13 protein-coding genes and 4 pseudogenes are annotated in these 16,813 nt (G+C 67.9%); 8 read left to right on the top strand and 9 right to left on the bottom strand.

Going from position 1 to position 16,813, the window contains the following annotated elements; genetic code table 11:
* Positions 1-365: 365 nt before the first annotated feature.
* Positions 366-709: pseudogene (locus ABZ070_RS25880) on the bottom strand (substrate-binding domain-containing protein); the annotation flags it as partial.
* A gap of 191 nt (positions 710-900) precedes the next feature.
* Between ABZ070_RS25880 and ABZ070_RS25875 the strand changes: the two are divergent.
* Positions 901-1,437 carry a hypothetical protein gene (locus ABZ070_RS25875; RefSeq protein WP_356637724.1) on the top strand — a complete coding sequence of 179 codons (537 nt, stop codon included), beginning with the start codon at positions 901-903 and terminating at the stop codon, positions 1,435-1,437.
* Positions 1,438-1,542: 105 nt separating this feature from the next.
* Here the strand turns inward: ABZ070_RS25875 and ABZ070_RS25870 are convergent, their stop codons facing one another.
* The 3 genes from ABZ070_RS25870 to ABZ070_RS25860 all read right to left on the bottom strand — a co-directional run bounded on the left by ABZ070_RS25870 (position 1,543) and on the right by ABZ070_RS25860 (position 6,691).
* Entirely contained in the window at positions 1,543-2,088 is a 546-nt protein-coding gene (locus ABZ070_RS25870; RefSeq protein ID WP_356637722.1) for a pyridoxamine 5'-phosphate oxidase family protein, read from the bottom strand.
* Between the two features lie 323 nt (positions 2,089-2,411).
* Complete coding sequence (locus ABZ070_RS25865) at positions 2,412-5,312, bottom strand: Pls/PosA family non-ribosomal peptide synthetase (RefSeq protein WP_356637721.1); 2,901 nt, start codon at positions 5,310-5,312, stop codon at positions 2,412-2,414.
* Between the two features lie 785 nt (positions 5,313-6,097).
* The gene (locus tag ABZ070_RS25860) at positions 6,098-6,691 is read right to left on the bottom strand and encodes a DUF4291 domain-containing protein (protein WP_356637720.1); all 594 of its coding nucleotides are present in this window, start codon (positions 6,689-6,691) and stop codon (positions 6,098-6,100) included.
* A gap of 474 nt (positions 6,692-7,165) precedes the next feature.
* On the opposite strand from ABZ070_RS25860, the gene ABZ070_RS25855 reads away from it, so the two are divergent.
* Positions 7,166-7,435, top strand: a complete 270-nt coding sequence (locus ABZ070_RS25855) for a hypothetical protein (RefSeq protein ID WP_356637719.1) — start codon at positions 7,166-7,168, stop codon at positions 7,433-7,435.
* A gap of 101 nt (positions 7,436-7,536) precedes the next feature.
* On the opposite strand, the gene ABZ070_RS25850 is transcribed toward ABZ070_RS25855, so the two are convergent.
* Entirely contained in the window at positions 7,537-7,938 is a 402-nt protein-coding gene (locus ABZ070_RS25850; RefSeq protein ID WP_356637718.1) for a TetR-like C-terminal domain-containing protein, read from the bottom strand.
* Positions 7,939-8,392: 454 nt separating this feature from the next.
* On the opposite strand from ABZ070_RS25850, the gene ABZ070_RS25845 reads away from it, so the two are divergent.
* The 5 genes and pseudogenes from ABZ070_RS25845 (at position 8,393) to ABZ070_RS25825 (ending at position 12,289) form a co-directional block, all read left to right on the top strand.
* On the top strand, positions 8,393-8,827 hold the full coding sequence (locus ABZ070_RS25845) for a hypothetical protein (RefSeq protein WP_356637717.1): 435 nt from the start codon (positions 8,393-8,395) through the stop codon (positions 8,825-8,827).
* An 82-nt stretch (positions 8,828-8,909) separates the two neighbouring features.
* A pseudogene (locus ABZ070_RS25840) lies at positions 8,910-9,366 on the top strand (hypothetical protein).
* Positions 9,367-9,421: 55 nt separating this feature from the next.
* Complete coding sequence (locus ABZ070_RS25835) at positions 9,422-9,991, top strand: maleylpyruvate isomerase N-terminal domain-containing protein (RefSeq protein WP_356637716.1); 570 nt, start codon at positions 9,422-9,424, stop codon at positions 9,989-9,991.
* Positions 9,992-10,413: 422 nt separating this feature from the next.
* On the top strand, positions 10,414-11,613 hold the full coding sequence (locus ABZ070_RS25830) for a hypothetical protein (RefSeq protein WP_356637715.1): 1,200 nt from the start codon (positions 10,414-10,416) through the stop codon (positions 11,611-11,613).
* A 58-nt stretch (positions 11,614-11,671) separates the two neighbouring features.
* Entirely contained in the window at positions 11,672-12,289 is a 618-nt protein-coding gene (locus ABZ070_RS25825) for a DUF1707 domain-containing protein (RefSeq protein ID WP_356637714.1), read from the top strand.
* A 485-nt stretch (positions 12,290-12,774) separates the two neighbouring features.
* Here ABZ070_RS25825 and ABZ070_RS25820 read toward each other — a convergent pair.
* Positions 12,775-13,407, bottom strand: a pseudogene (locus ABZ070_RS25820) (PP2C family protein-serine/threonine phosphatase); the annotation flags it as partial.
* On the opposite strand from ABZ070_RS25820, the gene ABZ070_RS25815 reads away from it, so the two are divergent.
* Positions 13,364-13,759 carry a hypothetical protein gene (locus tag ABZ070_RS25815; protein WP_356637713.1) on the top strand — a complete coding sequence of 132 codons (396 nt, stop codon included), beginning with the start codon at positions 13,364-13,366 and terminating at the stop codon, positions 13,757-13,759. The pseudogene ABZ070_RS25820 and the gene ABZ070_RS25815 overlap by 44 nt on opposite strands.
* Before the next feature lie 678 nt (positions 13,760-14,437).
* Here the strand turns inward: ABZ070_RS25815 and ABZ070_RS25810 are convergent.
* The 3 genes and pseudogenes from ABZ070_RS25810 to ABZ070_RS25800 all read right to left on the bottom strand — a co-directional run.
* A pseudogene (locus ABZ070_RS25810) lies at positions 14,438-14,697 on the bottom strand (hypothetical protein); the annotation flags it as partial.
* A gap of 113 nt (positions 14,698-14,810) precedes the next feature.
* On the bottom strand, positions 14,811-15,374 hold the full coding sequence (locus tag ABZ070_RS25805) for a dihydrofolate reductase family protein (RefSeq protein WP_356637712.1): 564 nt from the start codon (positions 15,372-15,374) through the stop codon (positions 14,811-14,813).
* A 117-nt stretch (positions 15,375-15,491) separates the two neighbouring features.
* Complete coding sequence (locus ABZ070_RS25800) at positions 15,492-15,980, bottom strand: SRPBCC family protein (RefSeq protein WP_356637711.1); 489 nt, start codon at positions 15,978-15,980, stop codon at positions 15,492-15,494.
* Between the last annotated feature and the right edge of the window lie 833 nt (positions 15,981-16,813).

Genomic DNA, 16,813 nt, shown 5'->3' with positions numbered 1-16,813 from the left:
GCTCGGTGTCGCGGCGCCCCCCGCGGCCGCCGCGGTCGTGACGGTGAACTGCACGGCCGACCCCGCGGCCCTAGGCCGGCTGTGGTGAGGAAGGTGCGGCGGGACGGGGAAGTGGACCGGCGCATCGCGAAGTCTCCTGAGGCATGGGAGGAAGGCGGTGAGCGTGCTCAGGGCAGGGCTGTCCGGCAGACCCCTTTTGTTCAGCGGATCGGAGCACGCGGACCGTGCGGTGCTGCGCGCCAGCATGTAAGCGGTTGCTGTGAAGCCGCAAGAGGGCCCGGGGAGTTTCTTCCTGTTACTGCGTCAGGGAGCCGCCGCGGGGGCGACGCACGGGAACCTCACGGGGCTGCCGCATGCGGAGCCGGTCAGGTTCGGGCTTTCCTGGCCCTGTGGGGGGAGGCCACGGAGTCGCGTACGACGATGTGGGTGCCCAGACGCAGCCTCCCCGTGGTCGAAGCGCGCCAGTCGTTCTCGTCGCGGCCGTTGAGGGCCGCGCGCACGGCCTGACGGCCCATCTCCTCCAGGGGCACCCGCACCGTGGTCAGCCGGGGCCGCAGCTCCTGGGCCGCGGGCACGTCGTCGTAGCCGACCAGGGAGACGTCCTGGGGAAGCGGACCCCTGCCTCCTCCATGGCCTGCGCCGCGCCCGCGGCCACGATGTCGTTGGCGGCGAAGACGACCGTGAAGTCCAGCCTCTCCCGGAGGAGTTCGCGCCCGCGCGATACAGGCATAGAAGGGGTCGACCACGTCTTTGACGATGATGCCGACTGGGCGTCCCGAAGCTCCGGCCGGCGACCGCGCGTGGACGCTTCGGGAACCGTTCTCCTGGATCCTGCGTGACCTCTTGAGGTGTTGTCGGCTGGTGGTGGGGGACCGAATGAGAGCGCGGACGATGGTGAGCGTGTCGGTATCGGCCTGTGTGGTGCTGATGGCGTGCGCGTGCGGTCCGGAGAAATCGAAGGCGGGATCGGATGCGAAGCCTTCGCAGCCGTCCGCGTCCACGCGGGCCGAGGAGCCGTCGGCCACGCCGTCCGGGTCCGCTCGGACCGAGAAGCCGTCGGCCACCCCGACCGGCGACCAGCCCGCGCCCAGGACGAGGGAGGGCGCGATTCAGCGGTACGAGCAGTACCTCCACGCCCTGGGCCGTGAGGACATCGACACGGTCTGCGAAGTGGCCGGGCCCGCCGCGAAGAAGGCACAGGACCAGGGGTTCGGTCCGTGCACGTCGACGTACGCCACTGTGTTCCAGATGATCTCGCCCGCGCAGAAGAAGGCCCTGCAAACCGCGACGGTCGACCCGCAGCGTATCGCCGTGCGCACGCCCGACAAGATCGAGATGCCGGTCGAAGCGGTCAGGGCTTCCGCCACCTTCTCCGAGAGCGACCTCGGCAGCTACACCCTGGAGTACCTCAAGAACGATTGGTACATCACCGACTGAACCCTACGTGCCGAACGCGGAGCCGCCCGACGGGACGGCTCCACGCGCCCGCCACCCGGCGCCCCCGCACGACCTGCGGCCGGGGCTTCCTTGTGCGCAGGCCCGCTAGAAGGTGTAGCGGGTGTGGCTGAACACCTGGCCGTCGTGCCCGAAGCCGTACGCCGTGCCGGGTGCCACCGCAAACAGCAGGTCGTTGCCCTTGCGGATGCTGTCGCCGAAGCCGTGGAAGAGCCCCTCCGGCGAAGTGATGTGGTCCCCGTACTGCGCCTCGAACGCGGCGATGACCTCGTCCTGCCGCGCCGGATCCGTCACCCGCTCCGCGGTGCCCTCGATCACGATGTCGAGGCCTTCGGAGAGTGAGTTGTGCCCTGTGGTGAGTGCGCAGTGGGCATTGCCGGCCAGGTTCTTCGCCTTCTGCTCGCCCGGCCCGGTGCTGAAGTGCAGCGCCCCGTCGTGCCAGGCGGCGATCAGCGGCGTGACGTGCAGACGGCCGTCCGGCCGGACCGTGGTGATCCAGAAGACCTCGGCGGCCCGCAGCCGGCGCTGGGCCTCGGCCCAGTCGGTGGCGGTGACGTTCTCCGCGCCCGGGCGCGGGTTGAGCGCGGAGCTGTAGCGGGCGTCGAGCTCGGTCTTGGGCTGTTTCGGCGTCATGCGGAACTCCTTTCCCTCTTCCAGTCACGACCTGTTGGTCGCGGAGGTGGCCCCCACGCCCAAGCTTCCACCGACCACGACCTGGTCGTCTTCCTCGAAGGGCCGGCGTCACCGACACGCATACGGCATCTCTCGCTGAGTCACCGCCGGCTCCTGGCATGCGGCGATCGATGAGGGTCGGTGCGTACGTGTGCACGCACCCCTTGCAGGCCGAACAGGATGAGAAGCTCAATCACGCCAGCGAGCGCCGCAGCGCGCGTTCAGCCAGGGCCCGCCCGACCATCGCAGCGGATCGCCCAGAGCTCACCTGCGGGCAGCTCAGGTCACCGCAGGGGGCACGGTACCCGGACGGACTCGCTGGCTCGGCCCCCACCATCAGTCAGTTGCCGATCACTCCGCCGTGCGGACACGACACCCGTCTCCCGTGAGGGGTTCCCGCCCCACTGCTCCCGTGGGGGTACTTCCTCGCCCTTCATCAGGAAGGCGTCAGCGGTGAGTTCTGCGTTGTCGCCGACCGTGGTGCCGTAGTGGACGAGGGCGCCGACGCCGACGGTCACGTTCGCACCCAGGGTGATGCGGTCGGACTTGAAGGCGCCGTCCTCCTGCGAGTGGCACTGGATGACGGTGGCGGCGTTGAGGGTGCTGTCGTTCCCGATGGTGACGAGGGTCCGCTCGGGCAGTGCGCAGCCGTCGTCGAAGACCCGGCGTCCGATTCTGACCCCCACCAGGCGCCAGACCATGGTCTTGAACGGCGTCCCGTTGAAGATCTGTTCGAACCGGTGGGAGGACAGCTTCCAGTAGCGTTCGTGCCTCCAGAAGGAGAGGTCGTAGATCGAGCAGTACAGCGGTTTCAGAGGATGGATTGCCGTGACGATCCGTTCGACCAGCGCGAAGTAGCAGACGGTGAACGCCAGGGTGAGCAGTCCGGCCAGGGCGAACACTCCCGCGCCGACAGTGGGATAGAGGTCGATGGCGGCCATGGCGATGACACTCAGCCCGAAGAAGTGCACCCAGCGCACCAGCAGGAACAGGCTCGCGGTGAGCGCGTTGTGCTTGTTCTTGGCGGCCAGGCGGCGGCGCAGTTCGTCGCCGGTGGCCAGGTCGTCGAACTGCTGGTCGCGCATCACGGTGCGCGGTATCTCGAAGCTGGGAGAGCCGAGCAGGCCGACACCTTCGCGGGCGGGTCCGTCGACGGGGACCATGGCCTTGGTCGCGAGCAGGCAGTTGTCGCCGGTCCGGCCGCGTGGCGGATAGGCGATGTTGTTGCCGAGGAAGTTACGTGGCCCGATGGTGGTTCGGGTGACGCGGAAGGAAGTGGCCGAGTACTCGGTGTTGATGACCGACAGGCCGTCGGCGATCATCGTGCCGCTGCCGACCTCCGTCAGGTACGGGATGTCGTGCTTGACCAACGAGCCGAAGTTCGACCCGGTTTGTTCGATGCGGCACAGGTTGTATCCAAGGGACCGCAGATAGTGGACGATCGCCGAGCTGTCCCCGAACAGGGTGGTGAAGAACCTGATGTTGGTCATGCGTGTGACCACGCGCTGCACGCCGTAGTGGAAGCCGTACAGCGGATAGGTCTTGCCCGGCTCGAGCATGAGATTGAGCAGACGCGGCACTGTGCCGATGGCCAGCAGGCCGATCAGCAGGCCGCCGAAGAATGCGACCAGGGAAGCAACGAGTGCCTCCAGGTAGAACGCCGGGCTGCCGAAGGCACCCGGTCCGATGGTCACCACACTGTTGAGCTGCGGAACCGCTGACACCACGATGCTCACGCCCGCCACGGACAACGGCAGATACAGGACAACCATGCCGACGAGCTGCCACGAACCGTAGAGGGTCCTGCGCAGGGTGCCGCACGGCGCCGGGCCGACAGTCCGGAAGTCGGTGTCGGACGGCTGCGCGGGCGTGCCGTGCCACGCCTGACCGGCCGGCACGGTCTGTCCCGGGTGCAGGGAAGAGGCGTGACCCAGCTGGGCGCCGTCCCCCATCGACACGTGCGTGTCGACGACCGACTGCTCACCGATCGTCACACCGGCTCCGAGGGTCACCGGCCCCGTCTCGATCCAGCCGTCGTACGCGCGATAGCCGGAGAAGAACACGTCCTTGCGGACGACCGTGCCGTCTCCGACGGAAATCAGGTCGGTACAGACCGGAACGTTACGAGTGAGGATCGTGACACCTTTGCCGAGGTGCGCGCCCAGTGCTCTCAGATACAGCACGTACAGCGGTGAACCGATGAAGAGCCGGACCGGGCTGGACCGGATGAGGGTCTTGACCCACCAGAAGCGCAGGTAGCCGAAACTCCACACCGGGATCGCGCGTGGAGTGAAGCGGCCGATGAGCAGCCACTTGGCCGCGATCGGAAAGACACACATGACCAGGAAGACCGCCGCCCCGAACAGGACCGCCCGCTGGTAGAGGTCCACCGTGCCGGAACCGGCGACGATCCACGCATAGCCCCGGACGAAAGCAAGGCCCCCCAGGCACGACATGCCGACAAAGGTCAGCAACTGGGCCGCACCGCACAGCACGTACTGCCATGTACCGGCCGGCCGGCCGGCAGGGATGCCGACAGGCGCGACGTCCTGCGCGGGTTCCGCAGAATCAGCCGTGACGGGAGCGGGAGACGTGTCGGTCTGGGAGAGGGCGGCCGTCAGGTCACGGATGGTGGAGTGCCGGTACACGTCCTTCATGGACGCGGTGGGAAGGTCGTCGCGTTTGCGGAGGCGGGCGCAGAAGTGGGCCATGACCAGCGAGTCGGCGCCGAGGTCGGTGAAGAAGTGACCGTCCACCGGCACCTGCTCGGTGTGCAGGACATCGGCCAGGACCTTGGCCAGCGTCGTTTCCATGTCGCTCGATGGCTTGGCCGGCGCCTGCACCGCTGTGCCGGATGGTGCGTCGGCGCGCGCGGGGACCGGGCCGGTGCTGTCGAGTGCGGCCGTCAGGTCACGGATCGTGGAGTGCTGATAGATGTCCTTCATGGAGGCGCTGGGAAGGTCGTCGCGTTTGCGGAGGCGGGCGCAGAAGTGGGCCATGACCAGGGAGTCGGCGCCGAGGTCGGTGAAGAAGTGACCGTCCACCGGCACCCGCTCGGTGTGCAGGACATCGGCCAGCACCTCCGCCAGTGCCGCCTCGGTGGGGGAACCATCGTTGCCCGTGGCAGCACGGTGCCCAACGGCGTCGGCGATCCCGGGAGCTTTGTCAGGGGAGTTGAAGGTCACGACAGTTCCTCCCAGCCCTTCCGGCCGGTGCCCGACACGGCGGGACCCCGGCAACCCTGAGATCGAAGGGCAGTGGACGTGGGCCACGCACAGGCCACAAGGTCATGAGCTGCGAGCCGGTAACAAATCCATGGATGCATGAGTCGTTCACCTCGGTACGGCCCCGACCGTCAGCCCGCAGCGGATCACAGGGCCGGGCTGTGCATTCATAGGAAGTGATCAAGGCCAACTCGAGGTCCGGCTCCCAGCCCCACACTCCAGTAGGCACGATCGTGGACGGTCTGTCCTGCTTGAGACACAACAGTCGGGGCAGCCCTGCAACTGGCCCTACCCCCTATGACCTGCGGCTTACCTGCAATTCACAGATGAGCAAGCACTGCTCACGGTGCAAAGTCCAGCCACATCGCAGGTCCACCCCCCGCCGATCGGCGGGGGTGCGATGTGCAGCCCTCCGGAGAGCCGCGACACCCATGCGCCAGGCACTCGGCCAGGAAGAGCTCGGCGAGGCCGCCGCCGCGTCCTGCGGGCGAGCCCGGCAGCGACCACCCGGCCGGCCGTCGCCACGAGCGCCCAGGTCAGCCACCCTCCGCCAGGCTTGCTGGCTGGGCGACCTACTCCTTCCCGCCCGGACGGGGCCGGGATGCGCACCGTCGGCAGGCTGTCGCGGACAGGCGGCCAGTGCGGCTCGAGCCTGCCGCTCAAGAGGCTGGCTCCAGCGGTGAGGGTTTGCGCTGCTTGCGGCACGACGGCAGGCATGGAGAGATCATCTCCATCGGCACCCCTGCTCATCGGTGAAGGTGGGCCAGGAGTCCGTCGCGCACGGAGTAGGGGTGCTCCGGGGGAAGGAGTCGCCGGGCAGCACCCAGGTCCCCCTCCTGCACGTGACCACGGACCTTCTGCGCGAGGGCGGTGATGTCCGTGATGGAGACCGTCCACTCGTCTGCGTAGCGATGTGCGGCTTCGCCTGCGAGGCCGAGCTGCAGCGAGCGGTGGGGAAGCGGCTGCAAGTGCAGATCACGCTCGGGGTCCCATTGAACGCGGGCCGGGGCCCGCTTCAACTGACGCTTCCATGTCGCACGGTCTGGGTGCAGCCCATGCTCGTAGTGAGCCAGACAGGCATGCTCCAGCGCCCATGCGAAGCCTTCGCGCGTCATTTCGACGGCGAGGACGGTTTCCTGGCCTTCCTTGGCGCCCCAGCCGCAGCGGTACATCATCCAGAGGAACGAGGGCTTGATCCACGTCATCCGGTCCCGCTTCCACGTGGCTGGAAAGCGGCCGTCCCGGGCCGCGGGCAGGCCGATCTCGGGTGTGTACGCCTGGTAGACGGTGATGCTGGAGGCCGTATGGACCGCGCGGATCTGATACTTGGGTTCTGCCACGGTGACCAGAGTGGGGGCGCCGCTCGCTGCGTGCCATCGAATTACCGGGGCACTTGACCGCCGAGTTTTCGGTAGCAGATGCGTGCGGCCCGTGCGGCCGGCCGTGCGGGGCAACGCGAGCGGCCGCGGCGGCAGCACGGTCGTTCCCGCCGCCTTGGCGCCGCGTCGCCGCTCTCCCGGGCCAGGTCTCCGCCTGCCGGGGTCTTCTGGCGTATCCTTCAACTTGCCGACTCAATAGGTGAGTTGAGGAATCGGGGGAGTGCCTTGAGTGCAGGGAGAATGCTGGGGTTCCGAACGAGGTTGTTGCTGCCGGCCGGTGTGCTGGCGGCTGTGACGGGTTTGGTCCTCACCTCGGGTCCGGCCCAGGCGGCGGCTGCGTGGACCTCCAGTACGAATGCGTGGGCGGAACCGAGTGACCCGGGTGGAGTCAATGCGTACTCGAACCTGAAAAGGGACGGGACGATCTATTACCGGGTGAGGTTCGAGGCATCCGGCGAGAAGCTGGCACTGGCGGACACGCTGGCCGATGGGCACGCAGCACGGGCCGAGGTGATCGTCGTCGACCAGCACGGCAAGTTCATGGACAGTGACACGTTCTACGCGGCCACGGCCGACGGGGCGAAGTGGTTCAACCTGGGCACCCCCGACGGAACCGGGAACATCGCCGAGGGGTACGAGGTCCGGATCCGCGTGTGCATCAACGAGACGACCACGTGCTCCTGGTGGGAGTACGGCGTCGCCTAGAAGGGCGCTGGCGACGTGCGGACATGACGAGTTGCACCTGGGGTCGCCCGCCGGCTGCCGAGTCGGCCGCGCCCTCGGCGGGGGCAATTGCCGTTGTGGGCCTACCGCGCCGGCGGCTGGCACTGGTGCTGCAGGCCCATGCCGCGCATCAGGTCGAGCATCAGCAACTCGAACATGGGCTCCTGATCGGAGAAGAGCGGAGCAAAGTGCCCGAATTCCTCTAGTGCGATCTGGCCGTAGAGCGACCGCCAGCTACTCAGCATCACCACCATGGCACCGGGGGGAAGATCCACGCCGGTATCGATCCGGTAGTCCTGCATCTGCTGCCGTAGTCGTGGCTCCATATCCTCCTTGGCGAGGACCGGGCACCGGCGTTCCGTCCACAGCTCCACGAAGATCGGGCCCCAGACAGCGGCAAGTCGCCGAACGCAGGCGCTGGTCAGTTCGCCGTGAGCGTCGCCGGCGGCCGTGGACGGCGTGCCGAACAGAAGATTGACCGGCACGTCCAGGCTGGCCCGCGTCCCGACCCAGGGGGAGGGGTCTGCCCCATAGCCGCATCCACGGCGATGAAGCGGTCGGTGATGTGGCCTGCCTGACCGGGACAGGTTCTGCGCGGCAGCAGTGACCGCCACCACGGCGCCTTGGCTGTTGAAGTGGGTGTGGCGTCGGCTGCACGGCGGGGGCGTGGCGTCGGGGGCCTCTGGGCCGTGCCGGTGGCCCCTGCGGTCGGGGCGCTGGGCTCCGTGGTCTTAGGTGGAGTGAAGGTCACCGGCAGGGTGGAGGGGCGGCGGGCCATCCGGTCCGTGGCGGTCCTCAGCTCGTGCTCAGGAACGGCCAGGCGGATATCCGGTAGGAGGGCCGTCAGTTCGTCGATGCCTCAGGGATCCAATTCGTCAACCGAAGGCCTGGTATGGCTATGTAGTCTGTCGATCTATTCGAACAGGATGAGGTCTGAAAGTGGACACCGAACGCCCGCACGCTGCGATCCAGCTCCCTGAGGGCTCCTGGTGGGATTGGGACGTCGTGGCCTGGGACGCCGGCCAGTTCCGGTTGGCCGCCGGGTACGACTTGACCTACCTCCATGGTTTGGAGCTGGTCTTCGGCGATCCGGCCTTCGTCAGCTGCCCGTCAGCCTTCCACGATCCGGTCTTCCGCGCGCCCACGCCTGCTGAGTTGATGAGAGTCACCCGGCAGCTCGGTGAACGACCGCCTGTTCTGGTCGCCTTCGAGGCAGACGCGGGTGGCCAGGAGCCCACCTCTTGCCTCATCGCCGCGGAGGGGTTCGAGATCGTGCGCGAGACCGTTTTGAGGTACTGGCGGGACGACGCGGCCCCCGGTCAGCGCTTCGCCCCATGGGTACGGCCGCAGGTACGGCAGACGGAGGCTCGCTAGTGCTGTGACCAGGAAGGTTCACCGGGTTGGTGGTTGGGCGGTTGGATGGGCGGTGACGTCGGTTCCGACCGCTGGAGGTGTGGTGGCTGAGCCTGTGCGGGTGCGCAGACTGACCCATCAGGAAGGGCAGAAGCTGCAGCAGATCGTGCGCCGGGGAAGTACCCGCTCGGTGCGCTACCGGCGGGCGATGATGTTGCTGGCGTCCGCCGGCGGAAACCGCGTCCCGGTGATCGCCCGGCTCCGCCGCCGAGGCATCACCTTCCAGCGCACCAAAACCTGGAAGGAATCACCCGACCCCGAGCGTGACGCCAAGCTCGACCCGATCGAGGCCCACTTCGGACCGCTGCGGCAGTTCACCCTGGCCAACTCCCACCATCGCAGCCACCCCGCGCAGACCCGGCCTGCACCACTACCTGCGCTGGCGCAACGCCAACGCCCGCCACCCCGACGTACTCGCCGCACAACGCCGCGAGCGTGCCCGCATCCGCAGCGAGAATGGCATCCGCTGGGGCGGACGTGCCAGATGCCCGGCGGCCTGAAGGATCGACAACCGGCCCAGCCCACTTCCACAACACCGACCGCGAGGAGCTCTGGATGGATCATCAGGACGTCGACGCCGCCGTGGCAGAGATGCTGCGGGTGCTTGGCCCCCACACCGCCGAGGACTGGACGGTGCCGGCGGGGCCGCTCGAATGGACCTGCCGGCAAACAGCCGCCCACATCGGCCACGACCTGCTGGCCTACGCAGGACAGCTGGCAGCACAGCCCGCAGACGCCTACCTCCCCATCGACCTGAACGTTCGCCCCACTGCCTCGCCGGCCAAAGTACTCCAGGTCGTCACCGCCTGCGGCGGACTGCTCAGCAGCGCCCTGGCCACAGCCACCCCGACCCTGAGGGCCTGGCACTGGGGCCCGTGCGACCCCGAAGGGTTCGCGGCGATGGGTGTCGCCGAAACCCTGCTGCACACCTACGACATCACGCAGGGACTGTCCGTGAACTGGCTGCCACCAGCACCGCTGAGCGCAGCAGTACTCAATCGGCTCTTCCCCGCCGCCCCGCCCGGAGACCCCACCCAGGTACTCCTCTGGTGCACCGGCCGCGGAGAACTCGACGGCCTCCCTCGCCAAACCTCATGGAGGTGGGAAGCAGCACGATCGGACTGATCAGGCTGACCCCGGCGAACGTTCCCGGTCACAGCACTAGGCAGCCGCCATCACAAACTCGGCCCGCTGTACTCAACCACCTTCACCTACACAGCGACGCTACGCGGTGCCCGCCGGACGAACTCGGGTGCCGTTCCCCATACCCATTCAGCCGGGGACGGCCGCGTCGTCACTCGAGGAGTTCGATCACTCTTCGACGCGCATCACAGGCTGGGAGGCGTGGGAGCCCGGCGACTGCTGGTCGTCCTCATGGAATGAGACGACGTGTTGGTGGGCGGGTTGCCCTCGCTGTCGGCCACGCATCCGGTGGACTGTCACGAACAGCATGTCCATCATGACAGGTCAGCGCCGTTTTTCGTAGGACGGACCGCACAGTTCGCGAGCCTTGTCCGGCCCGCTCCCCGACTCCCAGAATCTCCTTCGTGAATCACCCGGAGAACAGGGGGAACATGGGGAAGATCGATCACGACGCGGTGCTGCGGGCACGGGTGCAGCTGCTGGGCTCCGGCCGACTGCGCCTGCTCGAACAGGTCCACGCGTACCGGGTTCTGGCGGAGGTGAGCCCGAAGGCGTATCTGCCGAAACTGGTCGACGCGCTCCTCTCGATGAGCTACCGCAGCCGGGACCCGGAGGTGGACGTGACGCTGACCGCCGAAGCGGTCGAGGCCGCACGGAGGATCGAGGCCGGGGCGCCGACCCGGGCAGAACGGCTGTGCAGGGCCCTGGACGCCTACCAGGCGGCCCTGTTCGCTCTCGGACGCCGACCCGAGGGGCACGCGGCCTGCGAGGAAATGGCCGAGGCCGGACAGAGCGGGCGGCTGGCGAACATCCTGGCCGAGGAGGGGCGGTTCCGGGAGGCCGCGGAGCTCAACGAGAAGGCTGCCCGGAACGGCACACCGGAACACTCCTTCTGGAACATGGTCGAGTGGGCGGCGAACCTGGAGGGCGCCGGCCTGCACGACGCGGCATCGGGCGTCTTCGGCGAGCTCCTTGACCAGACCCGGCGCAAGGCCGCCGAGCAGCGGACGGCGCTGGCCATCCTCACCTGGGAGCTGGTGCACCTCTCTCGAATGCGCGAGGCCGCCGGGCAGGGGGCGGACGCCGCGGCCACCCGGCGGGAGGCCCTGACCGTCCTGGAGGAGCTGGCGACGACGGGCGAGCCAAAGAACTGGAGCTGCATCCTCGCGTGGTGGGTCACCCTGTTCGCCCTGTCGGGGCGGGTCGGCGAACCGGCTGCGAGCGCCGAGTTTCCGATGCCGCCGTTCGGCACCGACCTCAGATGGACGAGCGGCACGCGGGATGCCTTCCTCGGTACCCTGCCAGGGCTCGAGACGAAGGCGGCGGGACTGCGGCGGGCGGGCCGACTGCCCGAACTGGTGGACGTCCAGCGCAGAATCAGCATCCGCGCGGCCCTCCGCGAAGGCAACCACCCCTATCGGTTCGGGGAGCGGTTCAAGCCGTACTTCGACGAAGGCGTGGCGCTCGCCCGCCGCCTGCCCGACGACCCCGCACGTCTCGCCCGGGCTTTGACGGACCGCTCGATGTTCCTCGTCGCCGCCCGCACCTTCGAGCCCGCGTACGCCGACTTCGCCGAGGCCGTCGCCCTCGTCCACGCCCCGTAGGCGCGATATCTGTGCAGTCCCAGTCCGCTCAGTCCGCCGGCTGCCTATCCTTGTGGCCATGACTGTCCAGCCTCCGGAGCCCTCTCCGCGCCCTGATCCATCTGGAGAGCTCCGCGCCTCTCACGACGACAGGGAAGCAGTGGTGGAGCAGCTGCGCGATGCGGCAGCCGAGGGGCGAATCGATCTCGATGAGCTGGATTCACGCCTGGAGCAGGCGCTGACGTCCAAAACTCACGCCGAGTTGGCCGTTCTGACCGCCGACTTGCCGAGGCTGAATTCCCCTGAGAGCCGGCCGCCGTTGGTGCTCAAGGGCGGCATGTTTGGCGCGTCTCGAGGTCCCGGGCGCTGGGAGGTTCCCGGGCACGTGATCGCTCACGGAGGGGTGGGGGGAGTGAGGATTGACTTCACCCGGGTTGATTGCCGCCTCACGGAGGTCGCAGTGGAGGCGTACGGGGAGACATCTGGTGTCACGATTGTCGTCCCCGACGGCTGGGCCGCTGACACCAGCGGTATGGACCCCGGCGTCGGCGGCCTGACGGACAAGACCACTCCCGACCGGCTCCCGGGAACTCCGCTGATCCGGCTCACTGGGTCCGGTGGCATGGCGGGAGTAGTCATCCGCCACCCCAAGCGCCGGGAACGGCGCAAGCTGCACAGCAACCCGCCGCAGGGCTAGGGCCATGCCGGGCTCGCGGGCCCTGGCGCCGCTCCCCCACAGCCTTCGGCGTGGGAGGTACCCCACCTCCGCCTTGCCATCCACGGCACCAGACCCCTCCCCCTACGCCCTGCGGGCGTGGGGAGACCCCCACACTGATCCGGCCTGATCCAAACGAAAGACCCCAGGAGCGTGGCGCGACGAACGCAAGAGGTTCCTCGCACCAGTCATCGAGGGAGTCGGGCCGGTCGTCGAGGAAGATGTCGAGTTCCTCGAACACCTCCAGGACGTGGTTGGCCGGCACTGCCGTGTGGGTGAGCTGGGCGATGGTAGAGGCCCGGATTCGCTCCCCTGGCCGGTGAACCGCGCAGACAATCCGGATGCCGCGTCGAACTGAGCCGAGCGTGTGGGGCGGCCAGCCATTATCTGCTCGTGGACAGCAGACACTCGTGAGCTGAGCGGTACTCCCTGTACGGGACAGCATTGGAGAAGGCCGGCTCGGCGAATTACTCGTCACCTGCCGGTGGCAGGGACGTGCGGCTGGAGATGTTCTGCTGGAGTCCGCCTCCGTACTGGACGGGCGGGGCTTCTGGGGGGCCGTGCCATTCGCACAGCAGGACGGTTGCGTCGTCGGTGAGGTGTCCGTCGTGGTGGGCGAGGACGGCGTGGACGAGTCGGCGCAGGGTTTCGGGGGCGGCCAGGCCGTCGGCCTGGTGGCGGATGATGAAGTCGACGAACTGGTCGCGTCCGAATTCGTGGCCGTGCGCGTCGCGGGCTTCGATGATGCCGTCGGTGTAGAGCAGCAGGCGGTCGCCCGGTTCGAGTTGTTCACGGCACAGGGTGGCCGGGAGGTCCAGGTCGGTGCCGAGGGGGTGGGTGGGCGCACAGTGGAGGTGGGTGATCCAGCGTCCGCCGCGGATCAGGACGGGCGGGTGGTGGCCGCAGTTGATCCAGGTGAGCAGACCGGTTGTCAGGTCGAGGTCGGCCAGGACGGCGGTGGCGTAACGGCTGTGGGTGAATTGTTCGATCAGCGTTGCTTCGACGGCATCGCGGATGTCAGTCAGGCTCTTGTCCTGGCGGCGCTGGTTGCGGCAGGTGGCCATCGCCAGGTTCGCGGTCAGTCCGGCCGAGGTGTCGTGTCAGTGCACCACCCGGCCCTCGGCGGGCGCGGACAGCGTGCTGAGGGTCGACACCGATGGCGAGCCGGACTCCGAAACGCGGCAGACAATGGAGAACCTGGCGTCGCTGGTAGGCCTGCTGCTGATCTCCAAACGGCACCACAGCGACTCATACGCCCGCCTGACCCGCGTCGTCCCGATGTCGGTCTCGGCCGAGATGCAGTGGACGCTCATGCCGCCACGGACCTTCGCCAACAGGCAGGTGACGATCTCAGCGACGATGGAACCCGCCTACGCAACCGCCGGCGACGCATTCGACTACCGGCTGTGCGCTGCGAAAGACACGGCCCGGCAGGGTGGCGTCGATGCGTAGTTCCTGGCCGCCTTCTCCGGCGTCCCGTCCGCGTCCGGTGGCCTCACGCAGCACGGCTTCCTGCAAATCTGCCACGTAGATGCGCGCCCGGTGCAGTCCCGCCTTTCCGGCGTAGCCCGCCACCAGACCCGGCAATGCCTCGAAAGCAGACAGGTGGCTCTCCTGCAGCAGAGCGCCCAGCATCCGAGCAGAATCTTTAAGCGACGCCATACCAGTCGACCATTCAGCACAGGAGAGGCCACGTTCGTCCGAAGCCTCTCATCGACAAAGCACGGTCCTGTGGACCAGACGAAACGAGGAACCCGGCGTATGTGACTTCCATCGTAGACACGGGCTCCAAACCCACGGCCCCCGTCGCTGGAACGGCCCGCCTCTTTTCGCGCCGGCCGGTCTCCGCCAGTCCAAGCACCGTGGCAGCCGGCCGCACAGCCTGCGAGGCAGCGGACGGAAATACACGCGTCAACACCGCGTGCTCCGCAGACTGCCCAGCCTGCGGCGGAACAGCTCCGCGCCAAGTGCGGGCGCACCCGGCGGCGAAGAGGTGGAGCGCGAACGACCTGCGAGTGGTTCTGCTGTGCACGGCACAGGGCGCTTCAGCGATGCGCTTGCGCCGAACGGTGGCCGAGCGCCACGAGGAACACGAATCCGTACAGCGGCACCGACGCGTCTGTGCCGCAGTTCAGCGGCGGCCGTCACTTCTGTGGCCTTGTCGGCGGCGGCGGTGACGACGGCTGGGTTTCCCGAGCCGCCTGGGAAGTGCTCCCCGAGAGTTTGCTGCGCGGCGGCCGAGGGCGCGTCTTTTTGACCAGGATCTCGTCGAGCGGCACGCCCTTGGAGGACAGCGTCGTGGAGAAGGCAGCGAAAGCCGTGAGCACAAGCGCGGTCGAGATCCCCACGCGCCGTGGCGTCCGGTCGACGAGCGAGGCGACCCGGTGCCACTGGGCAGTGTCCGGTGGTGGTGGATGTGAAGCCGCACTGACGGCTGTCAACCCCAGTCGTGGCGTTCACGTTCGCGTGGGCCTGGCAGGCGGTCGAGTCGCGTGACGGGCGCTCAGCGCCTCGTCTCGTACCTGGTCAGGATTACGCCGCAGGGAAGCGTCCGCGTCTCCACCAGGTTCAGGTTCACCCAGCTGTCCAGTGCGGTGAAGAACGGCGTGCCGCCGCCCACCAAGACCGGCGCGGTTGCCAGCACGTACTCGTCGATCAGCCCGGCCCGCATGGCCGCCCCGGCGAGCGTCGCGCCGCCGATGTCCATCGGGCCGCCGTCCTCGGCCTTGAGCCGGGTGATCTCGGCGACCGCGTCGCCGGTGACCAGGCGGGTGTTCCAGCCGACCTTGTCGATCGTCGAGGAGAACACCACCTTCGCCATGTCCCGCCAGCGGCGCGCGAACTCGATCTCCGCCGGGGTGGCGTTGGGCCGCTGGTCGCCGGTCGGCCAGTAGGAGCTCATCGTCTGCCACAGCTTGCGCCCGTACAGCGACAGGTCGGTCGCCTGCAACTGGTCGGACCAGAACTGGAACAGCTCGTCGCTCGGCACGCTCCAGCCGATGTCGTCGCCGGGCGCGGCGATGTAGCCGTCCAGAGTCAGGTTCATGCCGTAGATCAGTTTCCGCATGGCGCCAGCCTTCCGTGAGTCGGTCTCATGCGTACCGACCCGCGCGGCGCGGGAAACTCATCGGTGCGCGATCTGAGCTCGCATGTAGTCCTCGTGCTCAGTGGCTCAGCCGCAGACTCATCGTTGCGCCTTTCCCTGCTCGGCGAACGCCTTGAAGTCCTGCATGTGCTGTTGCGACTGCTTGCGGAAGGCGCCGGGCATCAGAAGTCCCACCAGCTTCATCAGAAGGCCGCTGAACCGGTATTCGTTCTCGCTCTCCCAGAGCGTCGTTTCCGGGCCGGCTTCGGTCAGCCGGTCGCGCACGGCGCTCCACATGCCCTCGCCGACGATCTCGCGGTCGAAGTGAACGACGCTCGTTCTCGGGATCTCGCGCAGGTCTGCCGGTTCCCGGCGTGTGATGGTCTCGGTGCACTCGATCTTCCGCCGGCCCATCTGCATCACGACCCGCGACTTGGTGCCGAGCTGCCCGTGCTCCCCACTCAGCGGCTCGTGCAGCACCAGGCCCCGCAGCCATTTCGGCAGGTGTGCCGGGTCGGCGAGCAGCTGGACCACCTTCTCCCGCGGCAGGGCGATCTCGATGGAGACGGTGTATTTCATGGTGCGCATCGTTCTTTCCCTTTGGGACAACGTGCTTTTGTACTGCTCGTCGTGCTCCTCGGCTGCGGGCACTGCATTCTGTGTCCGTAATGTATAGGTAGCGAGGTGCGAGGCGTGTATCCCCAGTGCCTCTGCCCACTCCCGCGCGCAGAACCACTCCTCATGGCCGGCCCAGAACTCCACCTTCTCGGCATGGCCGCGTTCCAGAAGTCGAGAAGCCGGATGCGGCGGAACGCAACCAGACTGCGTCCGGGCCGATAGTCAAGATCAGCAGCGTCCACAGCGCGTACGGTAGTTGCTCCCCCTGACACGGCCTCCAGCTCCGAATACCGCCTACTGGGGATGACGCCCCCACCAGTTGGCGCCAACGCCTGAACTGCCGCCCGGCGCGAGGCGTACGCCCACGACCAGGGCTCTGCGACCTCGCTGGTCGCGGTCATAAACCGTACCAACCGGTCCAAGTCAGACCAGGATCCGCCCCAGTGGCTCCCGCCGGCCACCGACCAGTACTGCCGCTTCATCGGCGAAGGGATCGGCACCAACCTCCGCTGGAGCCTCACAGTCGACAAGGCCCAACTCGAGGCGTTGCAGACATTCGCGTTCTGTCTCCGGCGCCATCCCGGCCGCCGCGCATGCCCAGGCGCGCCGCTCGTGCAGCAGGGCACGCACGCCCGCCGGGGCGTCCGGTGTGAGCGTCTCGCAAGACCGTGTCGCGATCTCCACACGGGAGGCCGGGTCGCCACTACTAGCTTGATCTTTAACCTGTGCGGCGGGGTCTCGGGGTTGTTGTCTTCTTCGTTTGTCGTCTCGTTGGTTGTGTTTTGCGGGGTGTGTGCACGTCG

This window comes from Streptomyces sp. NPDC006283 (assembly GCF_040613325.1).
Classification (GTDB): Bacteria; Actinomycetota; Actinomycetes; order Streptomycetales; family Streptomycetaceae; genus Streptomyces.
This window is presented reverse-complemented; position numbering and strand designations above follow the sequence as displayed.

Bases quoted from the DNA above. Each gene is read 5' to 3' on its own strand.
- ABZ070_RS25835 (WP_356637716.1), top strand. From the start codon at position 9,422: ATGGATCATCAGGACGTCGACGCCGCCGTGGCAGAGATGCTGCGGGTG.
- ABZ070_RS25870 (WP_356637722.1), bottom strand. From the start codon at position 2,088: ATGACGCCGAAACAGCCCAAGACCGAGCTCGACGCCCGCTACAGCTCC.
- ABZ070_RS25800 (WP_356637711.1), bottom strand. From the start codon at position 15,980: ATGCGCACCATGAAATACACCGTCTCCATCGAGATCGCCCTGCCGCGG.
- ABZ070_RS25805 (WP_356637712.1), bottom strand. From the start codon at position 15,374: ATGCGGAAACTGATCTACGGCATGAACCTGACTCTGGACGGCTACATC.
- ABZ070_RS25825 (WP_356637714.1), top strand. From the start codon at position 11,672: ATGACTGTCCAGCCTCCGGAGCCCTCTCCGCGCCCTGATCCATCTGGA.